Genomic DNA, 21,471 nt, shown 5'->3' with positions numbered 1-21,471 from the left:
GTGTCAGCTCGCCGTGATCGTCCCGGTCAGCAGCAGCCCGGACACGACGAGGGCCAGGGCGACGCGGTAGCCGACGAAGACGCCGAAGCCGTGGCCGGCGACGTAGCGCAGCAGCCACGCGATCGACGCGTACGCGACGGCGAAGGAGACGACGGTGGCGACGAGCGTGGGGATCCAGCCGACGCTCGCGCTGACCTCGGATGCGGCGGTCGCCGCTTCGTAGGCGCCGGCGGCGGTGAGTGCGGGGATGGAGAGGTAGAACGCGAACTTCGTCGCGGTCACTCGATCGAGCCCGCGGAACAGGCCTCCGCTGATGGTCGCTCCTGAGCGAGAGACGCCGGGGATCAGCGCGATGCACTGCACGAGGCCGATGATGATCGCGTCCTTCCGGGTGATCGCGCGACGGTCCTTGGTCTGGGCGCCGACGCGTTCGGCGACGAGCATCACGACGCTCCAGCCGAGCAGCGCGGCGACGACCACCCACAGATTCCGCAGGCCTCCGCCGATGAGGTCCTTGCCCAGGAACCCGATGATCCCGATCGGGATCGACCCGAGGATCACGTACCAGGCGATCCGGTAGTTCGTCCGCTTGCGCTGCGACGGGTGCCGCAGCCCGACGAACCACGCGACGGCGAGCTCGGCGATGTCCTTCCGGAAGTACAGGAGCACGGCGGCGATCGCACCGATCTGGATGATCGCGGTGAACGCGGTCACCCCGACGTCGTCGACGCGGAGGCCCATCAGCTTCTCGGCGATGGTGAGGTGCCCGGTGCTGGAGACCGGGAGGAACTCGGTCAGCCCCTCGATGATGCCGAGGATGATCGCCTGGAGGATGTCCATCGGGTCCGTTCCGGTCGGAGAGGAGTCGCGGGGGATCCCGCGAGCGCTTCCGAGAGTAGGGATCGCGACGGCCGTGCTCGGCCGGAATCCGGGTCGCTGTGTGCATCTTCAACGACCCCGGCGAACACCCCAGCCGCCGACACCGCACGCTCCTCGAGCATGGCGGGATGACGCACCTCACCGCCCCGCGCCGAGCACCGCTTCCTCGACCCCGCGGCGGTGTCTTCGCCGGCCGCTATGTCGCCTCCACGGTCCCCGAGGCGACGGCGCTGTTCTGGATCCTGAAAGTGCTGACCACCGGGATGGGCGAGACGGCGTCGGACTTCCTCGCGACCGCGTTCGACCCGGTGCTCGTGGTCGGCGCGACGGGGCTCGCGTTCCTCGCGGCCCTCGCGCTGCAGTTCGCGGTCCGCCGCTACATCCCCTGGGTGTACTGGCTGGCGGTGCTGATGGTGAGCATCTTCGGCACGATGGCCGCCGACGTGCTGCACGTCATCGCCGGCGTGCCGTACCTCGCCTCCACGCTCGTTTTCGCGGCGGCTCTCGCGGCGGTCTTCGCCGTGTGGTGGCGGGTGGAGCGGACGCTGTCGATCCACTCGATCACGACGCCGCGCCGGGCCCTGTTCTACTGGCTGGCCGTCTCGGGGACGTTCGCGCTCGGCACGGCGGCCGGGGATCTGACCGCGTCGACGCTCGGCTTCGGCTACCTGCCCTCCGCCGTCCTGTTCGCGGTGATCATCGCGGTGCCGGCCCTCGCGCACCGGTTCACGGGGAGGAACGCGGTCCTCGCGTTCTGGTCCGCCTACGTCGTCACCCGACCGCTCGGAGCGTCCGTGTGCGACTGGCTCGCGGACCCCGTGAGCACCAGCGGCCTCGGCCTGGGCACCGGCCCGGTCACTCTCGGAGCCCTGGTGGTCTTCCTGCTGCTGGTCGCCGTGATCGCGGTCGGCCGCAGGCCGCGCGGAGCCGTCGCGGCGCCGACTCTCTGATGTCCGCGGTCAGGCGTCGCGTCGGGCGCGGTTCCTCTGCCGCCAGTAGGTCAGAGCGATGCCGGCGAGGCTGATGACGACGATGCCGACGAGGACGATGTCGATGTACTTCCCGACGAAGTCCGCGACGCCGGGGATCTGTCCCAGGAAGAAGCCGAGGAGGATGACGCCGGTGGACCAGACGGCCGCGCCGAGGGCGTTGAAGCCGACGAAGTGGGCGTAGTGCATCTTCCCGACGCCCGCGGCGACCGGGGCGAAGGTTCGCACGACCGGGACGAAGCGGGCGATCGTGACCGCCCAGCCGCCGAACCGGTCGAAGAACGACTGGGTGCGGGCGACGCTCGAGCGGCTGAACAGGCCGCTGTCCTTGCGCTCGAAGATGCGCGGGCCGGTCTCGCGGCCGATGACGAACCCGAGCTGATCGCCCAGGAACGCGGACACGGCGACCATCAGGATCACCAGCGGCACCGGGAGGCCGATCACGCCGGTGGCGACGAAGACGCCGGTGAAGAAGAGCAGGGTGTCGCCGGGGAGGAAGAACCCGATCAGCAGGCCCGTCTCGACGAACGCGATCAGGCAGACCAGGGCGATCGCCCAGGGTCCGGCGCCGTCGAGCAGGGATTGAGGGTCGATCATCGGTTCTCCTTGCGAGGGGTGAGGTCGGGGCGCGTCACGGGGAGGCGGACCTCCACGCCGAGCCCGCGCGGTACGAGGTTGCGGATCGTGAGCTCACCGCCGGCGGACCGGCTGAGCCCGGCGACGATCGCGAGCCCCAGGCCGGCGCCGCCCTCACGGGAGCGGGCGGCGTCCGGGCGGGTGAACCGGTCGGTTGCGACCGCGAGGAACCCGTCGGGGACGCCCGGGCCGTCGTCGTCCACGGAGAGGACGATCTCCTCGGCGCGCTCGACGAGGGTCGCGGTGACGCTGCCGCCGTCGGGCGTCGCGGTCACGGCGTTCGCGAGCAGGTTGTCCAGGATCCGGCCGAAGTCGGTCGGGGAGATCGGGTAGCGGGCGGCGACGGTCGAGGCGGGGGCGACGAAGTCGATGGCGAGGTCCCGGTCGCGGGCGAGCATCCTGGCGCGGTCGACGCTGTCGGCGACCTCCGCGCGCAGAGCCGTCGACGTGCCGTCGCCGACCACCGCGCCGGCGTCGATCCTCGACAGGATCAGCAGCCCGTCGGTCAGGGACTGGAGGCGATCGACCGAGCGGCGCGCGTCGACGACGTCGGCGTAGAGCGCCGCCGGGTCGTCGCGGACCCGCTCGGCGAGCTCGAGGCGGGTGCGCAGTGCGGCGAGCGGGGTGCGCAGCTCGTGGCTCGCGTCGGCGACGAGCCGCCGCTCCCGGTCCGCCGACTCCCGCAGGTCCTCGATCAGCGCGTTGAGCGTCGCGGCGAGGTCGGAGAGCTCGTCACGGGCCGGCCCGACGGGGAGCAGCTCCGTGGAGCGGCCGTGGCGCAGCCGGTCGGCGATGGCGCGCATCCGCCCCACGGGGCGCAGCGCGAGGCCGACCAGGGCCCAGGACGTGGCGGCGAACGCGACGAACAGGATCGCCAGGGCGATCAGCAGTGTCGTGCTCACCCCGCCCACGACCGCCTCAGCGGTGTCGCGGCTCTCCTCGATCAGCGCCTGCGAGGCCCCGGAGCGGACGAGCTCGATGGTGGACTCGTCGAGGATGTGATCGAGCTGCTCACGGACGATGATCGCGACGATCCCGAAGAACAGCATCGCGACCAGCAGGCTCGAGACCGTGATCCGCACCCGGATCGACAGCGACCGCCACCTCACGGCTTCCCCCCGAGCCGGTAGCCCGCACCCCGACGGGTGAGGATCTCGACCGACGCGCCGCCCGCGGCCAGCTTGCGGCGGAGGTAGCTGACGTACTGCTCCGCGATGTTGTGGTCCACGAAGTCCGCCGACCCCCACACCTCGAGCAGGATCTCCTCCCGCGGCACGAAGTCCCCGGCACGCGCCGCGAGCGCGCGGAGGACTCCGAACTCCTTTGGACTCAGCGGCAGGACGGCGCCGTCGATCGTCGCGGAGTGGGCGTACGGGTCTATGCGCAGGTTCCCGATCATGACCGGCGCGCGATTCGTGAGGTGCTCTCTGCGAATCATGGCTCGTAGGCGAGCGGAGAGCTCCTCGAAGTGGAACGGCTTCGCGAGGTAGTCGTCGGCGCCTGCGTCGAGGCCGAACACGCGGTCCTGCAGGGCGTCGCGGGCGGTGAGCATGATCACCGGGAGCGTGGCGCCGGTCGCGCGCAGGTGCCGGCAGATCTCGAAGCCGCTCATGCCGGGGAGCATCACGTCGAGAACTGCGGCGGCGTAGTCCGCCTCTCGCGCCGCGTTCAGCGCGTCGACCCCGTTCGAGAACAGGGCGACGTCATAGCCGTCGCCGGTAAGACCCCGCTTGATGAGCTCGCCCATCTCGACGTCGTCTTCGACGACCATCACCGCGTCACGCATCCCGGCCTCCTACGGTCATGCTCGCACCCGTGGCGCGGCGGAACCGGCCTGCTCCGCGGAGATATGCGGCTTCTCAGCGGTACGCGCTGCATACAGAGACAGCGCACGTGCACCCCGATCGAGCAGCACGTTCCTGGTGCGCAGACGATCTCGGATGCGGGCACTGACATGGACGCCGACCTCCGGTCGACGCGGTGCTGTGCGCTGCGCGCATTTTGCCTGGAAGCCTTCGGCAGCGTACGGGCCTCCGGCGTCCGCGCAAGCCGCTGCGCGGCCGGCTCCTCCGAGGTTCTCGACACGCGGTCGCTGCGCTCCCTCACATCGCGCCGACAACCTCTCCTCCTCCGCCCTCCGGGTTGCGCTCCCACCTCCGACCCTGCTCGGCACTACGTGCCTTCCAGGCAAAAAAACGCTGGGAGAGAAGGAAGAACAACCGAGCCAGACCACCCCCGCTGGCTTGACAAATCTGATTGAGAATCCTTACCCAGACCGGACACACCGACGCCGCCGAGAAGTGGGCCGAGCTGCACGCCTGGTCCCCGGTCAACGACGAGCACGACCCGCACCGCGGCGACCGGTGGGACGACTGATGCTCACCGTCTACTCGAAACCGTCATGCGTGCAGTGCACCATGACCTACCGGGTGCTCGAGAAGAAGGGCATCGAGTACACCACCGTCGACATCACCACCAACCCCGCAGCGCTCGCGTACGTCACGGAGGAGCTGGGCTACTCCGCCGCCCCCGTGGTCGTCGCGAGCGACCAGGACCACTGGTCGGGCTTTCGCCCCGACCTCATCGAGAAGCACGCCGCATGACCGGCCCGAACATCACCGGCGACGACTACCGGGCCGGGTACCTCGCCGGACAGGCCGACCGGCAAGGCGAAGTCGACTGGCTGGAGAACGAGGCCGACCGGCTCTACCGCCTCGCCTACGGCGACGAGCGCCGCGTCCCCGCCCTCACCGTCACTCGCGCCGAGCTCGAACAGCGCAGAGCGCTGTCCGAGCCGCCCGTCGAAGTCACCCACCGCGACGCTCTGGCGTCCTGGGGCATCGAGACACACCCCACCGACACCCCCGCGGCCGCGGCCGCGAGCGAGAACCCGTCGACGTCGACGGGACCCACCAACCGCACGAGCAGGAGACGTCAGATGAGCACCAGGACCATCACCGGCAACCTCGCCGCCGACCCCGAGGCCGTGCAGGCGGGCCGCGTGCAGATCGTGAAGCTGCGCGTCATCGAGAACACCGGCGAATACCGCGCGGGGGAGTGGACCCCGCACGACGCCCCGACCACGCACTACGTGGAAGCGAAGTTCGAGCTGGGCGAGCATGTGCTCGCCTCTCTCCACAAGGGAGACGGCGTGATCGTCGTCGGCTACGAGCGCACCGTCGCCTGGGGCGAAGGCGAGAACCGCCGCACCGGCCGCGTCCTCGAAGCCGACGCCATCGGCCCCAACCTCACCCGCGCGACCGCCGTCGTCACCACAACCACCCAGCGCGCACCCCGCCGCAGCGCCGCCCCCGCGGCTGAGTAGGACTCGGTCCTCCGAGATACTCCGCCATCCGCCGCAGAGTTCGCCGTTCTACGGCCGATATTCGCGGTTCTCCGTAGAGGACGGAGGCGGTCCGGGGTTGGGCTGCTGGAAGCTGCCCACGCCCAGAGCGGCGAGTCCCGCGGACACCGCCGCACCCAGAAGGCGGAAGACGATCACGAATGCCTTTCCGACGAACTTCAACACGTTTGCCATCACGAGACCATCGCTTTCCGGAACTGATCGCAACGCTAGTGGTTCCGAGCGAATCCCGGTGGGTTCTACTCCGAGCCGTTCGCGATCCGGACCGCGTAGAGGATGACGTGATCCTCCGGGATCGCTGCGCGCACTTCCGGGATCGCCGCGGCGCTCGTCGCCGCGTTGCTGCGCACCACCGTTGATGCCGATTCCGCGCGCGTCCGGTGTGCCAGTTCCCACATGCCTCCATCGTCGCATCCGACGCTGACACGAACCGCTCGAGCGTGGGGGCCGGCGGGTGACGGAGCACCGCACATCCAAGGCCGCGATGCGGCTCAGTCTCCGAGGTGCTCGGCTCAGGATTCATCCCTCGACGTAGCGTTCGCAGTCGCCCGAACCTTGCAGATCTGCCGGATCGGCACAGTGCAGGAGTGACCAGCTGGCGCCCACGCCCGTGGGCTCTTCGAGACCGTTGTGGCGATCGAACGCTGTCGTCGTGTACACGTCGACGCCGTTGATCGAGCCTCCGACGAACGCGAACGAGACGATCGGGTCGCCGTCGGTGGTCGGTGTGCTCCACGCCAGTTCCGCCTCGTCTTCCGCGATCGCGGCGGTCGCGAGGCATGCTCGAGCCGTGCTGGGCAGGTCACTTCCTTGTTCAAGAACGTATTCGCCGCAGCTCGAACCGGCGTCGCTACCGGCGACGACGCCACCAGCATCAGGGAGGCTGCGAGCGGCGACGATCGGATCGCCGTTCGGCGCTTTCGACGCGGGTTCAGGTGCAACCGCCGAGCAACCGCTGGCGACAGTGAGCACCGCGATCGCGATCGCAGCTGCCGTAAGGCGGTTCATCCGCCCACCGTAGCCGCCAGCGCCGCCTGCCAGCCAAGCAATTAAGCAGGAGGGCCTGCGCTGCCCGCCAGTGAGGGGCGACCCCCTCACGCTCCCCGGTGTCCCGTTCCGGGGCGCGAGCTGCACTCGCGCAGCGGCGACGGAGCACCGCCAATGGGAGGCCGCGATGCGGCCCGTTCCACCCGTTTTCTTCACCTCTCCGCGGTTTCAACCTATTTCGCTCCACCGGCTCCGTGCCACCGATAGCGGACGCGCCCTGCGGGCTTATTTCGCCCGCTATCGGCGTCACTGCGCCGCCTCCACTCAAACGGTTTTCCCCGCCGGAGAGGCAAAGAAAAACGATCAGCCAGAGGGAGCACCCACACCATGCAGACCGCCACCGACTTGCAGACCACCGCGAAGACCTACCTCACGCTCGCGAACACCCGCGCGGTCGACGTCCGTGTCGTGGGCACCGACCCCAAGACGATGCCCTCGGTGCACGTCACCCGCCGCAAGTCCGGGGTCTGGGAGGCGTGGCACTCCGACCAGCTGCACGGCATCACCAGCGGCTCGTTCCGCCACTGCGTCGCCCACGCCCGCCGCGCAGCGATCCGCCGCGTCGCCCCGTTCCTGAACCGCTGAGAGGACCACACCATGACCCGCACCGACACAGGCCGCGCCACGGCCGAACAGCTCGCGCTCATCCTCGCGACCAGCCGCGACGAGGACCCGGAGAACACCACCGCGATCGACGCGGAGATCCTCGCGCACACCCGCAACACGCTCGGACTGCCGGGGGAGTGCGGACCCGGCGGGATGCCTGTCTACGACGACGGCACCGACGAGGCCGCCGCGCTGATCGCGTTCCTGACGCCCGCCGAGTAGTGCGGGGGAGGGGCCGGCCTTCTGGGCCGGCCCGTGAGGGGCGACCCCCTCACACTCCCCCGGGGAGCATGGCTTTAGTGGAAGTTGATCGTGGAGCGCGCAGGTGCCTTCCACGACTCTTCCTGGTACGAGTGCGGGTCGTGAGCCTCGCGGGGCGGCTCCCCGAACGGATCCTTCGGCAGCGCCGTCGGCGCTGTGGTGAACTTCGCGCGGAGCGATGCGGCGATGGAGCGAATGCGGTAGATCACGGCGTTCATGTCGTTCTCCCGTTCGGGGTGATCAAGCGTCACCTGCCCGAAGCCTACCGACGTCGTTTCTCCGGCGGGGCGCGAGCTCCGCACGCGCAGCGGTGACGGAGCACCGCCGGCGGGAGCCGCTACGCGGCCGGATTACCCGTTTTCTTCACCTCTCCGCGGTTTCAACCTATCTCGCTCCGTCGGCTGCGTGCCGTCTCTCTCGGACGCGGTCGCACGCTCCCTTATTTCGCCCGAGAGAGCCGTCACTCCGCCGACTCCACTCAATTGGTTTTCACTCGCCGGAGAGGCAAAGAAAAACGATCAGGAAGACGACAAAAGCCCCGTAGTTGGTCTAGAACCACGGGACTTGTCGCCTCAATGGTCGCACACCGATTGAGGAGAAACCATCGTGACTATCACCACCGGAACCGGGACCGTTCAGCACATCGACCCGACCACCCTCGTGATCGAGGCGAACGTGCGCACCAGCGCCCCGCTGACGAAGGACTTCATCGCGTCGATCCGCGAGAACGGGGTCATTACCCCTGTTCTCGCCCGCCGTGACGAGCGCGGCAACGTCATCGTTCGCGCTGGACAGCGCCGCACCCTGGCCGCCCGCGAGGCCGGGGTCGCCACCATTCCGGTCTACGTCGTGGAGGGCGACGAGACGACCGCGGATCGGATCGTTCAGCAGATCATCGAGAACGACCAGCGCGCCGAGTTGAGCGTCGCGGATCGCACCGCCGCGTGGGCGCAGCTCGCGTTCGAGGGCGTGTCCGCTGCAGCGATCGCCAAGCGCACCGGCACGAAGACCGACGCGGTGAAGAAGGGGCTTGCGGTCGCGGAGTCCGCGACCGTCACGTCCGTTCTGCACGAGCACGAGCTGACCCTGGACCAGGCGGCGGTGCTGTTGGAGTTCGAGGACGACGCCGACGCCCGCGCGACCCTGATCGAGGTCGCCACCCACGACCCGGCCCAGTTCGAGCACACCGCGCAGACCCTCCGCGACGAGGCCGCGCACCAGGGGCTCCTCGCGGCGACCGCCGCCGAGTACACCGGCAACGGCTTCCAGATCCTCACCCGCTCCGACGCCTACGGCGACGCAGCGACGTGGACGCCGGTGCGGCAGCTGCGCGGCGAGGACGGGAAGAGCGTCACTCCCGAGCAGGTCGCCGCCGCTCCCGGCCGCGGAGTGCTCATCGACACCAGCTGGCGCGGCGAGGTCGAGGTCACCCTCCTCGTCCAGGACCCCACCGCCGCCGGATTCACCTACGCCTACGGAGCCCCCGAGCAGCCGCAGACCGAGGAGGAGGCCGAGGAGGAGCGGGCCGAGAAGTCCGCGGAGCGGAAGGTGCTCATCGCCAGCAACAAGGCGTGGAACGCGGCCGAGAAGGTGCGCCGCGAGTGGATCGCGACCTTCCTCGCCCGCAAGACCCTCCCGAAGGACGCGGATCGCGTCATCGCTCTCGGCCTCACCGCTCACCGGTTCGCGGTGTCCTCCGGGATGACGGGCGGCAGCGACCTCGCGCACGCGCTGCTGCGCATCGAGCGCCCCTCCGGCTACCGCGCCGACGCTCTCGCGGCGCTGATCGAGGGGAACCCCGCGAAGGCCCGCCTGGTCGCGCTGGCCGTCGTGCTCGAAGGTCAGGAGGCGCACACGAGCAAGGAGTCCTGGCGCCGCGGCGACGAGCGCACGGCCGAGCACTTCCGCCAGCTCGCCGCCTGGGGATACGCGCTCTCCCCGGTCGAGCAGGTCGTCACCGGCGACAACACCCCCGCCGACGCCGCAGGGCTCAGCTAGCCCACCCGGCGGGGACCGGCTCGCGCCGGTCCCCGCCCCCTCCTCTTCTCCCACTGCTGCACAGGAAGGCCCCACCATGACCACCACGACCACCGCACCCCGCCCCGCCCACCGCTTCGACCCGTACCAGGAGGACCCGACGCTGCGAGCGGCCGAGGTCGCCGTCGACGCCGCGGCCGCGTCCGCCGACGCCGACGCGACCGCCGCCGCAGCGCGAGCGCTGATCGTCGCCGCGGCCGCCTACGGCTGGCCCACCGCGACCGCCCTCGTCTTCACATACGAGACGACCGGCCCCATCGCCCACGTCTGGGAACTGTGGAAAGTCCTCGACGCCGACCGCCAGGTTCTCCGCGAATGGGACGAGGAGCCCGGCGACATGACGGATGAATCCGAGGAGGAACTGATCGCCCTCGACCTCATCAGCAACCGCCGCGCGCCCCTCGACTACACCGACTTCCCAAAGCCCATCGGCTCCACGACCCTGATCCTCCACACGCTCGCACTCTGAGCGCGTGCGCGGGCCGACCCGAAACGGGCCGGCCCGCACGAGGGGGAGAGCCCCCTCGACCCCCCGGTCACGCGCGTGGAACGGCAACGCGCGCTCGAGCGGTAGTCAGCGGCGAGGACGCGGCTTGTACTTCTTCCCCGCCCGGATGTTGCGGTTCTCGATCACACCGACCACCGCCAGGCCGGCGGCCACGGCCACGATCAGCACCCACCCGAGCACGTTGAACCACTCACCGGTGAACGCCGCGTACGTCTGCTCGCCGGCGATCGCGAAGAGCATGAACGACAGCCCGAACCACACCATCCCGTTGCTGATCAGCGCAGCACGCGCGAGCTTGGTCCGAGGCTTCGACATGCGCCCACCCTCCCACCGGACCCTGGACGTGTCCACGGGGCCAGGAACGGCCTACGGGCCCTCACAGCGTTGATCGAACAGCGACCACCCGCGCTTCAAGATGCGGTACGAAGCCAGGAACGGTTGCGCGACAAACTCTGGCACCCCTCCTGCTTTGCCCTCGCCAACCCCCGTTCGTCGGTCCGCCGGCCCGAAGGTCGATCGCTGAAAGAGCGACCAACCCAGAACGTGAGCATCAGCGCTCATCTCGCGCCACAGCCGGCGAACGGCATCACGTGAGGCCGGGTCCGCGAAGGCATAATCGGCTGCGACACCAATCACCTTCGTCACGTCGAGTTCGGCCTTCGTGCTTCTCAACGATGCGACGTCGTTCGTACGCTCACTCAGCCACAACCGTTGCCCTTGCAGAAGAGCGCGCTCCTCATCTGCAATGTCGGTGCCGACGAGGAAGTTGTAGTAGATGCGCATCTGCTTGTGCATCTCTGCGTTGACGGTCAGACCGCGTTCGCGGCGCACGGACCGTTCGTCGGATGCCAGGATCCAGACCGCTTGACACGCGCCGACCAGGGCCCCGCGCAGCACGGTGAAATGCGCGGACGGATACAGCGATCCCGCGTTCAGGGCATCCAGCGCGAGGCGAAGGTGCTCACCTGAGGACGCGAGCGACGTCCGCACGGTCTGGCTGATCGGTGCCCGCGGAAAAATCTCGTCGTCCGTCGCGAGCTCGCTGCCGCGCTCAGGCTCCTCTACGCGCTGGACTCTGAGCCGCCACCGATCGAGATCCTCGGCGGTCTCGACCATTCGGGCGAGAGCTAGCCGCTCAGAGTCCGTCAACGCCATGACCCACCCTGTAGCAACGGGTAAGAACCCACGATCGAAAGTCCCATCGACGTTTCAGTTCATCGAGGTTCGCGGGGTGAGGGCAACGCGGCTGTCGCCGTCGACGTTGACCGTCATCGGGCCAACGCCACACACGAACACCGCGGACGGCGGCTGAGTGGGGTCGTCATCCACGAACCCCTGCACCATCGACGTGTACTGCGCGACAATCTGCTCCCGCGTCTGCGGCGCCCGCGGAACACGGGCTGGAACCACGGGCTGCGTCTCCGCGGCCGGCCGGCCGAAGAGATGCGCCAGCCAAGACCGTCCCTCGCTGCTACCGGAGTCGTGAACTGCAGTCGTCGCGCGTCTCGCCATGCCTGTCAGGGTAGACGCGTTCGGCAAGGGCCGGTTCGCAGCGCCGTTGAGCCGGCGGATGCTGCTCTCGGCCGCGCCATTCGCGCGGCCGAGAGCAGGGCGGCACCGGAGCCCCTTGCCCGGTATGGCCGCTCGCGGCGTCAACGAAGTCCCCACTTCTCGACCGCACCGCACCATTAGACACGAAGTGCCAACGTTGGCGGCGCCCCGTGCATCTGGTCGAGCACTTGCTACTCACGGTCGTGTCGCGCCTCGCGGCGGATGAGGACTACAAACCCCACGATCACGAACAGGATGACGAAGCCGACTGCGACAAACGGCAGGTAGTTCAAGAAGAGAAGGAGCAGCAGCGCCCACAGGTCGAGAGTCATCCCGGTCAGCTCGCGATCGTTGCCGGCGGGAGCGGGTCGAGCAGGTGCGGGCCGTTGTTGCGGACGCTGTTCAAGTCGCGGGACACCTCGTAGTGCTCGAGGTCGTGCGCGACTGCGTAGGACTCCCGGTCGAGCAGCTGCATCAGGGCGTCGACGTCGAGGTGTCCGCCGAGCCAGTCGTCGTATCCGTCCGGCGTGATGCATGCCGGCATCCGGTCGTGGACCTCACCCGGCGCCACATGCGAGTCGCGGGTGATGATCGCCGTCGACAGCCGCCACTTCTCCGGATCGTCCTCCGCCTTCGACGGATCCGGCCACGCCGACACGATCCCGGCCATGGCGAGGGCCGCGTCGGGCTCGTAGATGAAGTGCGGCTGCTTCCCCGTCTCCGTGACCGTCCACTCGTAGTAGCCGGCCGCCGGAATCAGCACCCGCGACGTCGCGAACGCCTTCCGGAACATGGGCGAGCTCGCGACCGTCTCGATCCGCGCGTTGATCGGCTGCGGCCGCTGCTTCTTGAAGTCCTTCGCCCACACCGGCACGAACCCCCAGTGCGCGGTCGGCGCCGACCGCTCCCCGTCGCGCTCACGCACGACGGTCACCGGCGACGTCGGCGCCACGTTGTAGTTCGGCCGCAGACCCCCGAAGTTGGCCGAGACGAGATCCGGCAGCAGGGCCGCCGTGGAGTCCTTGACGACGAACCGACCGCACATGCGCTCAGCCTACGAAGTGGAGGGCGACGCCGTGGGGGTGACGCCGCGGCGGTCCTCCGAGAAGGTGACGCCGGCGCGCTGCTCCACTTCGCGAATCACGGCCGACGTCTCGACGTCGCCTCGAGCCCACAGCGTGAGAACGGACATGGCCTCGCCCACCATGTTCTCTATCCCGCGTCGAGGCTGCTGCACCATCGCGAAGATCGCCATGAGCACATCAAGGATCGGTTGTTCGTCTGGAGTCAGTCGCACGGTGAGCTCGTTGAGAGCGTTCGAGAACCTCGCCTGCGCGGCACCGGGAGCGCCGGGATCCGCGGCGGCTGCTGCCCGTGACCCGCTTGCCTGTCGGTATTCGACAAGCGCGGAAAGGGCAGCCATGAGCCACTGTCGGCGCTCCGCTGCGGTCCGCTCGCGCGTCGATCGACGCCTGTCCAGCTCGTCGCGGATCCACGGCACCACCACTGAGGCCACAAGGGAGGTCACGGCGCCGATGATGACGCCGATCAGACCGATCGTTGCGCTGTTCACACCTCGACCGTAGCGACGTCTTCGAGAGCGTCGTGCAGTTCCTAGCTGTCGCCGCGTCGCGCCTCACGGCGCATGAGGACCACGAATCCGACGATGACGAAGAGGACGACGAACGCCACGGAGATGATCGGCCAGTAGGTCACGAAGAACCAGATGATGGCTAAGGGCACCAGGATGATCACGCTGGGATCAGGCATCCGGCGCTCCGTTGCGCTCCGTTGGCCGAAGGGTCGGGTCGAGTGGATGCTGCCCGTTCTTGCGGGAACTGCTTGTATCGCGGGACACCTCGTAGGGGAGCGCGACGCGTGTGCTCTCCATTCGAAGGCCGGTGCCGGTGCCTGGCGATGCCTGCCGTTCGCGGCGCTGCGGCGTCACTGTCCCGTACTGGAGGGCGAGACCCGGGCAGCTGCGAGGTTTCAAACGCCAGGATCACCGACGCCCAAGATCAGAATGCTCTCGATACTGCCGATCGTTTCGGGATCCGTGATCTGCAGTTCCTGGTCGGCGTCCGCTGTCAGTGACCCGACCTCGCTTCCGACGTCCGAAGGGAACCTCAGCTCGCCGTCGTTGTCCTCGAGTGGAGCGCTCGTGAGAAGGACTCGCGGTTCCACTGCTCCGGTCAGGTTCAGCCCGCTGAGGGACAGCCACACCGTCCCGTCCTCTCGCTCCTCGATCAGGAGATCGCCGGTCGCATCGTTGGACACGCTCTCGAGTGACGTGCGGATGGGCAGCTGCTCCAGAAGCGACTGGGCGGCGGGAGCGTCCGTTGCATCAGAGTCATCCGTGGGGCTGTTCGTAGGAAGGCTGGGAGCGGCGGACGTCGCCGAGGGGCTGGCGACGGCGGTTCCATCGAGGGGTGCCGTGCACCCGGCCAGGGCCAGAACGAGCCCGGTCGCAGCGGCCACGGCCGAGAGTCGACCGATCGCGTTCGTGTCTGTCATGGTGTGTGCTGCTCCGTCCGTCGAACTGTCGCTCAGCCTACGCAGGGCGCGATTCTCATCGCCCTGTCAAAGGGTCTCTGCGGGGTCAGTGGTGTGAACGCCTGTCGATCAAATCGTCGAGCGAGTAGCGCCGGGCATCAGTCGCGCTCCACCCTTGTCCCTCTTGGCATCGTGAGCCAGAGGATGAAGGTGAGGATGAGGCCGAGGATGCCGCTGACGATCAGCGCGGCGACGGCGAAGGCGGAACCGCCGAACGATCCCTGAGCATCGTTGCTCGTCTCCACCGCCACGAACCAGTAGACGACGGCTCCGACGACGAACAGCAGGCTGACGACGAGGACTCCGATGCAGGTGTCCCGCCGCACCTTTTCTTGGGACCCGTCGCCTGAGAGGTTGACGAGCCACAGGATTCCGATAACGGCGGGGGCGCCAGCGAGGAACGCTAGAAACACGGGTGCTCCTGGTTGATGACGGGCCGCGGCAGCATCCGCAGCTGGGGCAGGAAGAGCGCCGCGGCCGATACGGCGACCATCACGCTCCTCCGTCGAGGGCGACCGTCTGGCTCGCGGTCATCGGGCGGCAACGGTGAGATTCAGGTCCTCACCGACGCGGAGGATCTCGTCCGAGGGGAACCGGAACGGGTTGAGGTAGAACAGGTCGTCGGCCGTCATGCCGAATCGTGCCGCGACGTCCTCTGCGAGGTCGTTGCGAGCGACCGCGTACAACGTCGGCTTCCCGTCAGTGGATGACACCTCGCCACGCGCTGCTGCACGCGGGCCGGCGTCCCGGGCGACGAGGGTATTGCGCTGCGGCTGCACGTTCCACTGGACGTCAGCGATGGCGAGGATTCTGGTCGAGCAGTCGGGGTCGTCCTGCGGTCGTGTCGTGAGAACGAGTTGATCGATCGCTGTCGGGTCGCCGCGGAACTCTGCGAGGTTCCGCCACGCCTCGTAGGGCTTCCCGGACTCCGCGTCCGCGAGACGCATCGGGAAATCGACGTCGAAACAGGTGGTATCCGCGTCGATCGGATCGAGCGCCCCCATGACCGCTACGGAACCGGAGGACGCGGCGGGGATGACGAGCTCGTCGGATGTCAGGGCCAGCCGGCCGTCCGCCGCGCTCAACTGGACGGCGCCGGTGGTCCCGTCGCTCCCGGTGAACGTCGCCACGCCTAGATCGCCGGTCAGCGGGGAGGTGAAGCCGTCGGCCGTGTTCGTCGCCGGTGGCGGAGTCGGTGGTGCAGGCTGCGCCGTGCATCCCGTCACGACCACCAGGCATGCCGCGACCGCGAGCGTGCTGCGCACTTTCGAGAACGTCCCCACCGGCTCAGGCTAAGCGACGTCACCGCTTTCCTCGTGGTCGCGTCTCGGCCTGAAATGCTCAGCACCGTTCCGAAAGGGGAGCGTCTGTCGCGGGCCATCAGGAAGCCCGACGGCTCCTAGGCTGACCCGATGAGTTCCCCGGCACCGACCCGCCCACTCGTGGGTGTAGCGCGCATCGCCGTCGGTGCAGCCGCGGTCGCGGTGATCCCCCACACCTACGCGCTGAGCATCGTGGCCGGCGACCCGAATCCGTTCGACTACTTCGGCTACTTCACGAACCAGACCAGCCTCCTCGCGAGCGCGGTGCTCATCGTCGCCGGATCGGTCGCGCTCGCCCGCCGTCCGACGCCGGTGTGGCTGAGCTACGTCCGCGGCGCGGCGACGGCCTACTCGATCGTCGTCGCCGTGATCTACAACACCCTCGTTCCGGGTACCGGGACGGCCCCGCCCTGGGTCAGCGCCGTCCTGCACGTGGTGCTCCCCGCGCTCGTCCTCCTCGACTGGATCGTCGTCGCCGACCGCGGACTGCTCTCCTGGCGCCGGCTGTGGGTCGTCCTGCCCTACCCGATCGTCTGGGTCGTCGTCGTGCTCGTCCGCGGGGCGACCGACGGGTGGGTGCCGTACGGCTTCCTGCTCCCCGAGAACGGCGTGCCGTCGCTCGTCCTGCACGTCGCCGGGCTGACCTGCGCGGTGATCCTCGCGGGCGCGCTCGTCTGGGCGCTGAGCCGACGCCGTGCCTCATCTAGTTGATGTCTCGTCCCCTCTTGCCGTGGATCACGAGGCGCGCTGACTCCGGACGTCAGGCGCGTCACCTCTCGCGTGCGTCGCGACTCGGCCGCGGCGGGCTCTGATCACGCGCAACACGAGATTAATCACCAGCAACCCAGCTCCAGCCGGGATGGCTCCGGCCGTGAGGATCATCGCTTGGAAAAGGAGCGGCTGGCTCATCGGCACAGGGGTCAAAGACATCGGCAAGACGACGTTCTCGAGCAGGACGGGAAACAGGCCGATAGCGATCCCGCACCAGAGGGCACTCACCACAGCTGGAAGCCACGCGACGAGAGCAGGTCGACGCGAAAGCCTCCGGGGAGCGACGTAGCCTCCGACAGCGGCAACGACGATCCAGATGACGACGCCTACTCCGCCGGCACCGATCGCGATGGCCCCTTCGGATGGATCCGCGTCCGTGACCCCCAGAGCCACCATGAAGCTGCTGAACATCAGAACCAGGGCGGCGACCACCGTGACTACGCCGGCAGCGGTCCAGCCGATGAACGCGTTCACAGATCCATCGGATGCTGGAGTCGCCGCCCGCAAACCGGTACCGACGTTCGTTGCTTGCTCAGTCATTGGTGGGACCTCGATGGTGTTCGCGTGGTCGGAGGACGGCTTGAAGTCGGAGTTTGGCTCGTTGGTGTCGGCCGCGTGCTGTCGATTCGCTGATCCGGAGGATTGTCGCGGCTTCGGGGAGGGTGAAGCCGTCCCAGAGGATGAGCCGGATCAGTTCGGATTGATTCTCCGGGAGGGCGTCGAGGGCTGTGCAGATGTCGAGGGTGTCCGCGCCGACGGGATCGGGTCGGTGGGCGTCGAAGTGCTGGCGGAGTTTCTGCGTGAGGTCGTCGTGTCGGATGGCTCCTCGTGCAGCGTTCGAGTGGACTCGGCGGGCGACTCCGAAGAGCCACATGCGTGCTCGCTCGGGGTCGGCGGGCAGCTGCTCGATGCGTCGCCAAGCGACGATGAAGGTCTCACTGAGAAGGTCAGCGGCGTCAGCGGGAACGGTGACTCGTCGGCCGAAGTAGCTGAGCAGATCCGCTGCGTTCGCGGCGTGGAGGCTCTCGAGCGCCGCGTCCTGGTCGGACCGGCGTCGTCGCGCGATCACTCGGTAGTCCCGGGGGAATCGCTGTCGCACTGTCCCGCCATCTCGATGGAGGTGCTGGTCGTGAAGTAGCCGGCCTCCTCGAGCACATCCCGGATCTCGTCGCCCATGAGAGAGCTTGCGATCACCCCAGGGGTCGCGTCAGGAATGTCTGCCGGGCGGCCGGCGGCTTCCGCCGCAGCGTTCGCCTCATCGATCCCCGCCTGATTCGACGCCAGGGCCGCCTCGATGGCCTCCGGAGTGACACGGGCAATGACCGGATCCCAGTCGTGCTGCGCGAGGAACTCGCGAGCCCTCTCGGTCAGCTCGTCGGTCTCCTCGTCGGAGAGCCCGCCGCCGTACTCCGGTTGGATGCGGGCGACGACTGCGCAGGTCCCGATGTCGGCACCCTCGGTGAGCTCGAACGTGCGCTGCACGGCGACGTCCGGAGTCCAGCCGACCCATTGCAGCAGCGACGGCCCTGCGACGGCGGCCGTGGTTCCGACTCCGACCAGTCCGATCGCCAGAACCGTCGCTCCGACTCCTGAGCGGAACCACGAACGTCGCGGCGGACGCCTCTCGGCCACTGCCCGGGCAATGCCGCGCGCGGCGTCGGCGGCCGCCGGATCCTCGCCCAGCGCCGGCGGCGCAGCTCGTCGCACCAGATTGTCCAGATCGTCCATGCCCGTTCCCCCTCGGTGATTGCTCGTCACTACCGACGTGTCCGGCCGAGGCTCGTTCTTAACGTCGGCCGCGGAGATTCACGCGCCGGCTAGGGCTGGTTGAAGGATTCTCTGGCGTCGGTGATGGTGCTTCCGTCGCGGAGGGTGAGCGTGACGGCGAAGGTCGGCTCCGGTCCGCCGCGGCCCGTCTCGCCTCCCTCGGTGAGGCCGGTTCCGGGCCACCACGCGGCCCAGTGGCCGTCTGTGATCGTGGCGATGACGCTCGTGCCGTCGCCGGTGCGGATGGTGAGCCCGGTCACGTCCGAGCCGACGTCGCCGCTGGTGAAGGCGGCGGGCGGGAGGTTCTCGCCGGCGAACTGGCTGATGCCGCCCTGCGTGTACTCGTCAGCGAGCGGAGTGAAGCCGCCCTCGCTTCCAGTGGAACTGATGAGCGACCTCCCAGCAGCGCTCGTCCCAGCCGGGATCTCGATGAGGCACGCCCGCTGACTGGGCGTCGTGTACGAGAGCAGCACCCAATCGCCGCGCCGTTCCCCGATTGCCGGCTGCCCGAGCTGCTCCGCGTCACCTGACGCACACGCAGCGCCCGCGACGGTCAGGTCGGACGTGCTGGCAACCTCCGCGGTCGACGTCCACGAGGCGTACGCGCGGGAGTCGACACCGGACGGCAGGACGGCGAGAGCGACTCCCAGTGCTGCGGCCGCGAGCCCTGCGGGAAGGATGAACTGCCATCCCCGAGGGCGCCGAGCGGCGGGCTCTCGAGCGGCCACCGGGTCGCTGTGGAGGATCATCTGGAGCCGCGCTGCGGCGGCTTCGTGGGCCGGGCCGTCGAGCTCGTAGTGGGCGGCCGGGTCGAGGTCTTTCGTGACGAGGAGTTCGGGCGTGGTCATAATGCCTCCAAGGCGGGCGAGTCGGCGTGGTGCTGGTGCGAAGGGGGATCGAGCAGTGCCCGCAGTGCGGTGCGTGCTCGGTGAAGTCGGAGTCGGAAGGCGACGGCGGTGATGCCGAGCACTCCGGCCGCGGAGGGGGAGTCGAGTCCTTCCCAGGCCGTCAGCGCGATCGCTTCCTGGTGCTGCGGTTTGAGCTGCTGCCACGCCTGGTAGAGGTCGAGTCGGGTCGCGATCGCGTCCTCCGGTGACCGCGCGGCCGCGTCGGTGGTGGCGGCGACCCGGATCGTGAGCGCGGTGGTGCGCTGCTGACTGCGGAGGTCGTTGAGGAGACAGTTCCGGGCGATGGTGAATAGCCACGCCCGCGCGGCCTCGTCCTCTGATGGCGCGGTGTCGTGTCGGCGCCAGGCGATCAGGAACGCCTCGTGCGCGAGGTCGGCGGCGCGCTCGGGGTCAGTGCGACGTCTCAGGAATCTGACGACGCTGACGTATTCGCGTTCGTACAGTTCGGAGAAGCTCGCCTCGCGGGCGGACTGTGGTGGGCTCATACCTGGGACATGTCGCCAGCCGGGCTGCTGTTACAGATGCTCGACCAGTTGATGTTCTGTTCCACTCCGGGATCTCGGCTGCGGATCCGTTTGCGAATGATGAAGCCCGCGTTCAGCATGTCAGGCGTCTAGGGCGCCGGGCAGCTTCCTTTCGAGTCGCGCTGCTCGGCTCGCGGCGAGTCCGATCGCCAGCAACACGCCACACACGATGGGGAGTTGCAGTCCAGCCGGCAGCGCTGGGTACATCGGGAAGACCATTGCTCCGAGCGCCTCGATTCCGATCAGCAGGACAGGCAGGCCGATGAGTACGAGCGTCGAGACCGCGGCGGTGACTCGTCCGCGCCAGGGGAGCGCTGTGAGCAGGCCGAGCGCTGCGATAGGCGCCGCTGTCGAGAGGCCGGGACCAAGCCACCCTGCGGACGCCGACACGAAAGCGATGATCAGTTCCGCGGCAGAAGCCGCCAGTGCCATGCCGCGGGCGGCACCTGTTCGTCCGGCCATCGCGAGCCCGAGCGCGACAACGAAAGCGGCTCCCGCGAAGACGGAGGGATTGGTGAACGGTCCGATCGCGCCGGGATAGTTGATCCCCGGTGACCAGTTGATCGTGAAGTAGAAGATGAAGAACGCCGTGGCTAGAGCGAGCGGAATGATCGCGGCCGGCGATCGGCCAGCGTGCGAACGGAAGTGGTGACGCACCCCACCGACCATCAAAGTGACTCGCTGTCCGAGCGTGGGGCGGGACCGGCCTGCGTCGTCGGCTTCGTCCAACAGGATGCCGAGCAGCACCTCACCGTGCTCCGCCCTCCATACGGGCGGGTACCAGCGCAACGCGCGTCGGAAGCGGTCGGCTCGGTAGGCGTCATCGTTCGTCGTCATGCCGTTCTCCAATCGGGGGCGTGGCCAGGTCGGATCGCTGCGGTGGGAACGAGTCCGAGGTTCGCCCGCGCTCGGCGCGCGCTGGCTTCCATGCGATCGACCTCGACACCGAGCGCAGTACGGCCGGCGTCAGTCAGTCGGAAGTAGCGACGGACTCGACCGTTGATCCGCTCGTCTCCATCGGAAGAAATAAGACCCTCCGTATCGAGCCGTTCAAGTGCCGCGTAGAGCGTCGTCACTCGAAGGCGCACGCGATCCTCGGACTGCTCCTCGATCTCCTGGAGGAGCGCGTAACCGTGGCGCCGACCTGTCGCCAACGTGGTCAAGATCCAGAACGTCGTCTCTCGCATCTCGCCGGCCATGATCTGAACCATACTCCGACGCTCGCACTATGAGTCAACCAGTGGCTCCGCTGCAGTCGTGCGCGTGGGTCGAGCGGTTGCGCGGGGTCCCTCTCCACCGAGCGACGGTCCCGTATGGGGATCGACCACCGGACGCCCTGCTCCTTCGTCGAGAGACGGAGGATGACCGGTTGATCGTTGACGTTTTGCACCGCGGCTAGTGCGCCACGGCGGTCCAGTTCGTACGCTCAGCACATGACTGTTCCGGGGAACGCGCGGAGTCGACGTCGGCAGCTCCTGATGTGGGTTCTGGCTTCGCTGGTGGTGTTTGCGCTGGTGACTCTTGTTGTCGCCTTCGTGGCAACCCAGCTCAACGCTGCTGCTTTCGCCAGACGCCCGGAGATCGAGAACTGGGCTGACCCGAGCAGGGGAACATACACGCTCGGGCTCGGATGGGGCTTGGTCGCCGCCGCAGTCACCGTCGCGGTCGGCGTCACCGTCGATCGTCTGCGGTTGCGCAACGCAAGGTAGAACGGCGTCCCATATGGGGATCGTCGTCCGGACGGTGAA

32 protein-coding genes are annotated in these 21,471 nt (G+C 68.5%); 9 read left to right on the top strand and 23 right to left on the bottom strand.

Features of this window, described 5'->3' with window-relative positions; translation table 11 throughout:
* Positions 1-3: 3 nt before the first annotated feature.
* Positions 4-840, bottom strand: a complete 837-nt coding sequence (locus C5C49_RS04330; protein WP_104345511.1) for an undecaprenyl-diphosphate phosphatase — start codon at positions 838-840, stop codon at positions 4-6.
* A 167-nt stretch (positions 841-1,007) separates the two neighbouring features.
* Between C5C49_RS04330 and C5C49_RS04325 the strand changes: the two genes are divergently transcribed.
* Positions 1,008-1,829, top strand: a complete 822-nt coding sequence (locus C5C49_RS04325) for a hypothetical protein (RefSeq protein WP_104345510.1) — start codon at positions 1,008-1,010, stop codon at positions 1,827-1,829.
* Positions 1,830-1,838: 9 nt separating this feature from the next.
* Here C5C49_RS04325 and C5C49_RS04320 read toward each other — a convergent pair whose 3' ends face one another.
* Genes C5C49_RS04320 through C5C49_RS04310 form a run of 3 tightly spaced genes read right to left on the bottom strand, consistent with a single transcriptional unit; the run spans position 1,839 to position 4,290 of the window.
* Entirely contained in the window at positions 1,839-2,465 is a 627-nt protein-coding gene (locus tag C5C49_RS04320; RefSeq protein WP_104239342.1) for a DedA family protein, read from the bottom strand.
* Entirely contained in the window at positions 2,462-3,613 is a 1,152-nt protein-coding gene (locus C5C49_RS04315) for a cell wall metabolism sensor histidine kinase WalK (RefSeq protein WP_146084844.1), read from the bottom strand. Before C5C49_RS04315 ends, C5C49_RS04320 begins: the two co-directional genes overlap by 4 nt.
* Complete coding sequence (locus C5C49_RS04310; RefSeq protein ID WP_104345508.1) at positions 3,610-4,290, bottom strand: response regulator transcription factor; 681 nt, start codon at positions 4,288-4,290, stop codon at positions 3,610-3,612. The genes C5C49_RS04315 and C5C49_RS04310 overlap by 4 nt, the downstream gene beginning before the upstream one ends.
* 586 nt (positions 4,291-4,876) lie before the next feature.
* On the opposite strand from C5C49_RS04310, the gene nrdH reads away from it, so the two are divergent.
* Complete coding sequence (gene nrdH, locus C5C49_RS04305) at positions 4,877-5,107, top strand: glutaredoxin-like protein NrdH (protein WP_056045893.1); 231 nt, start codon at positions 4,877-4,879, stop codon at positions 5,105-5,107.
* Positions 5,104-5,829 carry a single-stranded DNA-binding protein gene (locus tag C5C49_RS04300; protein ID WP_104345507.1) on the top strand — a complete coding sequence of 242 codons (726 nt, stop codon included), beginning with the start codon at positions 5,104-5,106 and terminating at the stop codon, positions 5,827-5,829. The genes nrdH and C5C49_RS04300 overlap by 4 nt, the downstream gene beginning before the upstream one ends.
* A gap of 558 nt (positions 5,830-6,387) precedes the next feature.
* On the opposite strand, the gene C5C49_RS16715 is transcribed toward C5C49_RS04300, so the two are convergent.
* Positions 6,388-6,876, bottom strand: a complete 489-nt coding sequence (locus C5C49_RS16715) for a hypothetical protein (RefSeq protein WP_146084843.1) — start codon at positions 6,874-6,876, stop codon at positions 6,388-6,390.
* 366 nt (positions 6,877-7,242) lie between these two features.
* Between C5C49_RS16715 and C5C49_RS04295 the strand changes: the two genes are divergently transcribed.
* Both C5C49_RS04295 and C5C49_RS04290 read left to right on the top strand, forming a co-directional pair.
* Positions 7,243-7,500 (top strand): hypothetical protein, encoded by a 258-nt coding sequence (locus tag C5C49_RS04295; protein WP_104345506.1) that lies wholly within the window; start codon positions 7,243-7,245, stop codon positions 7,498-7,500.
* Positions 7,501-7,512: 12 nt separating this feature from the next.
* Positions 7,513-7,743 (top strand): hypothetical protein, encoded by a 231-nt coding sequence (locus C5C49_RS04290; RefSeq protein ID WP_104345505.1) that lies wholly within the window; start codon positions 7,513-7,515, stop codon positions 7,741-7,743.
* A gap of 74 nt (positions 7,744-7,817) precedes the next feature.
* Here C5C49_RS04290 and C5C49_RS04285 read toward each other — a convergent pair whose 3' ends face one another.
* The gene (locus C5C49_RS04285; protein ID WP_146084842.1) at positions 7,818-8,033 is read right to left on the bottom strand and encodes a hypothetical protein; all 216 of its coding nucleotides are present in this window, start codon (positions 8,031-8,033) and stop codon (positions 7,818-7,820) included.
* A gap of 355 nt (positions 8,034-8,388) precedes the next feature.
* Between C5C49_RS04285 and C5C49_RS04280 the strand changes: the two genes are divergently transcribed.
* A complete protein-coding gene (locus C5C49_RS04280) occupies positions 8,389-9,780 on the top strand; it encodes a ParB/RepB/Spo0J family partition protein (RefSeq protein ID WP_181135705.1) in 1,392 nt (463 codons plus the stop codon).
* A 76-nt stretch (positions 9,781-9,856) separates the two neighbouring features.
* A complete protein-coding gene (locus C5C49_RS04275; protein ID WP_104345502.1) occupies positions 9,857-10,288 on the top strand; it encodes a hypothetical protein in 432 nt (143 codons plus the stop codon).
* A gap of 105 nt (positions 10,289-10,393) precedes the next feature.
* Here C5C49_RS04275 and C5C49_RS04270 read toward each other — a convergent pair whose 3' ends face one another.
* From C5C49_RS04270 to C5C49_RS04235, 10 genes are all read right to left on the bottom strand, one after another.
* Positions 10,394-10,642 carry a hypothetical protein gene (locus C5C49_RS04270; protein ID WP_104233598.1) on the bottom strand — a complete coding sequence of 83 codons (249 nt, stop codon included), beginning with the start codon at positions 10,640-10,642 and terminating at the stop codon, positions 10,394-10,396.
* Positions 10,643-10,693: 51 nt separating this feature from the next.
* Positions 10,694-11,443, bottom strand: a complete 750-nt coding sequence (locus tag C5C49_RS04265; RefSeq protein ID WP_146084841.1) for a hypothetical protein — start codon at positions 11,441-11,443, stop codon at positions 10,694-10,696.
* 93 nt (positions 11,444-11,536) lie between these two features.
* Positions 11,537-11,839 carry a hypothetical protein gene (locus C5C49_RS04260; protein WP_146084840.1) on the bottom strand — a complete coding sequence of 101 codons (303 nt, stop codon included), beginning with the start codon at positions 11,837-11,839 and terminating at the stop codon, positions 11,537-11,539.
* Positions 11,840-12,069: 230 nt separating this feature from the next.
* Complete coding sequence (locus C5C49_RS16865; protein ID WP_181135704.1) at positions 12,070-12,210, bottom strand: hypothetical protein; 141 nt, start codon at positions 12,208-12,210, stop codon at positions 12,070-12,072.
* A 5-nt stretch (positions 12,211-12,215) separates the two neighbouring features.
* Positions 12,216-12,923 carry an SOS response-associated peptidase gene (locus tag C5C49_RS04255; protein ID WP_104345499.1) on the bottom strand — a complete coding sequence of 236 codons (708 nt, stop codon included), beginning with the start codon at positions 12,921-12,923 and terminating at the stop codon, positions 12,216-12,218.
* A gap of 9 nt (positions 12,924-12,932) precedes the next feature.
* Positions 12,933-13,451: a hypothetical protein gene (locus C5C49_RS04250; RefSeq protein ID WP_104345498.1), complete on the bottom strand. Its 519-nt coding sequence runs from the start codon at positions 13,449-13,451 to the stop codon at positions 12,933-12,935.
* A gap of 41 nt (positions 13,452-13,492) precedes the next feature.
* Positions 13,493-13,648, bottom strand: coding sequence for a hypothetical protein (locus tag C5C49_RS16860; protein ID WP_181069059.1), 156 nt, complete (start codon positions 13,646-13,648; stop codon positions 13,493-13,495).
* A 219-nt stretch (positions 13,649-13,867) separates the two neighbouring features.
* A complete protein-coding gene (locus C5C49_RS04245; protein WP_104345497.1) occupies positions 13,868-14,392 on the bottom strand; it encodes a hypothetical protein in 525 nt (174 codons plus the stop codon).
* Positions 14,393-14,529: 137 nt separating this feature from the next.
* Entirely contained in the window at positions 14,530-14,757 is a 228-nt protein-coding gene (locus tag C5C49_RS04240) for a hypothetical protein (RefSeq protein ID WP_146084839.1), read from the bottom strand.
* A 204-nt stretch (positions 14,758-14,961) separates the two neighbouring features.
* Positions 14,962-15,714, bottom strand: coding sequence for a hypothetical protein (locus C5C49_RS04235; RefSeq protein WP_146084838.1), 753 nt, complete (start codon positions 15,712-15,714; stop codon positions 14,962-14,964).
* 129 nt (positions 15,715-15,843) lie between these two features.
* Here C5C49_RS04235 and C5C49_RS04230 point away from each other — a divergent pair, with 129 nt between their 5' ends.
* On the top strand, positions 15,844-16,464 hold the full coding sequence (locus tag C5C49_RS04230; RefSeq protein WP_104345494.1) for a Pr6Pr family membrane protein: 621 nt from the start codon (positions 15,844-15,846) through the stop codon (positions 16,462-16,464).
* A gap of 24 nt (positions 16,465-16,488) precedes the next feature.
* Here C5C49_RS04230 and C5C49_RS04225 read toward each other — a convergent pair whose 3' ends face one another.
* The 7 genes from C5C49_RS04225 to C5C49_RS04195 form a co-directional block, all read right to left on the bottom strand.
* Positions 16,489-16,998, bottom strand: coding sequence for a hypothetical protein (locus C5C49_RS04225; protein ID WP_104345493.1), 510 nt, complete (start codon positions 16,996-16,998; stop codon positions 16,489-16,491).
* 58 nt (positions 16,999-17,056) lie between these two features.
* Complete coding sequence (locus C5C49_RS17500) at positions 17,057-17,593, bottom strand: sigma-70 family RNA polymerase sigma factor (protein WP_181135703.1); 537 nt, start codon at positions 17,591-17,593, stop codon at positions 17,057-17,059.
* Positions 17,590-18,252, bottom strand: a complete 663-nt coding sequence (locus C5C49_RS16710) for a hypothetical protein (protein ID WP_146084837.1) — start codon at positions 18,250-18,252, stop codon at positions 17,590-17,592. Before C5C49_RS16710 ends, C5C49_RS17500 begins: the two co-directional genes overlap by 4 nt.
* 89 nt (positions 18,253-18,341) lie before the next feature.
* A complete protein-coding gene (locus C5C49_RS04210) occupies positions 18,342-19,139 on the bottom strand; it encodes a hypothetical protein (RefSeq protein ID WP_104345491.1) in 798 nt (265 codons plus the stop codon).
* The gene (locus tag C5C49_RS04205; RefSeq protein WP_104345490.1) at positions 19,136-19,684 is read right to left on the bottom strand and encodes an RNA polymerase sigma factor; all 549 of its coding nucleotides are present in this window, start codon (positions 19,682-19,684) and stop codon (positions 19,136-19,138) included. The genes C5C49_RS04210 and C5C49_RS04205 overlap by 4 nt, the downstream gene beginning before the upstream one ends.
* 120 nt (positions 19,685-19,804) lie before the next feature.
* Positions 19,805-20,560: a hypothetical protein gene (locus tag C5C49_RS04200; RefSeq protein ID WP_104258130.1), complete on the bottom strand. Its 756-nt coding sequence runs from the start codon at positions 20,558-20,560 to the stop codon at positions 19,805-19,807.
* Complete coding sequence (locus C5C49_RS04195; RefSeq protein WP_219812216.1) at positions 20,557-20,934, bottom strand: PadR family transcriptional regulator; 378 nt, start codon at positions 20,932-20,934, stop codon at positions 20,557-20,559. Before C5C49_RS04195 ends, C5C49_RS04200 begins: the two co-directional genes overlap by 4 nt.
* A gap of 222 nt (positions 20,935-21,156) precedes the next feature.
* Between C5C49_RS04195 and C5C49_RS04190 the strand changes: the two genes are divergently transcribed.
* Positions 21,157-21,432 (top strand): hypothetical protein, encoded by a 276-nt coding sequence (locus tag C5C49_RS04190; RefSeq protein ID WP_146078850.1) that lies wholly within the window; start codon positions 21,157-21,159, stop codon positions 21,430-21,432.
* The last annotated feature ends 39 nt before the right edge of the window (positions 21,433-21,471 follow it).

Origin of the sequence: Rathayibacter sp. AY1E2 (assembly GCF_002932325.1) — a bacterium.
Taxonomy (GTDB): domain Bacteria; phylum Actinomycetota; class Actinomycetes; order Actinomycetales; family Microbacteriaceae; genus Rathayibacter.
The sequence above is the reverse complement of the archived record's forward strand: the minus strand, read 5'-3'. Positions and strand labels throughout refer to the sequence as shown.